Origin of the sequence: Micromonospora maritima (assembly GCF_902825405.1) — a bacterium.
Classification (GTDB): Bacteria; Actinomycetota; Actinomycetes; order Mycobacteriales; family Micromonosporaceae; genus Micromonospora; species Micromonospora maritima.
Genome location: NZ_CADEAU010000947.1, coordinates 1 through 780, shown reverse-complemented (window position 1 = coordinate 780; position 780 = coordinate 1). Strand labels below are relative to the sequence as shown.

The window sequence follows — 780 nt, the reverse complement described above, 5'->3', positions numbered from 1 at the left end:
GGCGTCGCGGGCCAGCTCGCCGAGCGCCGCGGCGAGGGACCGGACCGCGCCGGCCGGGCTGTCCGGGACCGGCAGCCGCACCGAGCCGCGCGGCCAGGGGAGCAGGTTCGCGTGGTGCTCGCCGCCGAACGTGACCACCGTGGTGCCGGCGGGAAGCGCCCGGGCCAGCAGGTTCACCGCGTCGGTGGTGTTCCGGGTGAAGATCACGTGGTCGTCGGGGCGGGCGCCGACGAAGTCCGCCACGGCCTGCCGCGCCCGTTCGTAGGCGAGCGTGCAGCGCCGGGACAGCGCGCCCGCGCCGCGGTGCACGCTCGCGTACCAGGGAAGGAGTTCGGCCACCGCGTCGGCCGCGGCTCGCGCGCACGGCGCGCTGGCGGCGTGGTCCAGGTTGATCTCCCCGGGTACGCCGAGCACGCCGAGCGGATCGGGCCGCACCGGCGTGGGCAGCACGGGAGCGGGGGGTACGAGAGTGAGCGTCATGCCGGAGCCTCCGGGTCACCGGGGGACCCCGAGGTGTCGGGACGGGGTCCGCGCTTGCCCAGCGCACGGATCGGCGCGGGGCCCGGTCATCACCCGGGGCACCCCACCGCGAACCTCGACGAGGGTTGCCGGCCAGCAAGCCGGGGCTTGACGCTGGCGCTCGTGACCTGATCGGGAGCATAGCCGTCGCGATGCGGCCGGACCAGTGGGGCGCGGGTGACTACGCTGACCGCATGGTCGTCACCCCGCCCGGCGGAGCGCCGCCGCCGCCGTCCGCGCCCGCCGCCCCGCCGCCCGGTG

1 protein-coding gene and 1 riboswitch are annotated in these 780 nt (G+C 77.6%); the gene reads right to left on the bottom strand.

Translation table 11 applies throughout. The features are described 5' to 3' along the window. On the bottom strand, positions 1-480 hold a 480-nt coding region (locus tag HUW36_RS33735; RefSeq protein WP_174531686.1), incomplete at its 3' end, for an aminotransferase class V-fold PLP-dependent enzyme. A 45-nt stretch (positions 481-525) separates the two neighbouring features. Continuing rightward, a riboswitch (SAM riboswitch) is annotated at positions 526-648 on the bottom strand. Positions 649-780: the final 132 nt, after the last annotated feature.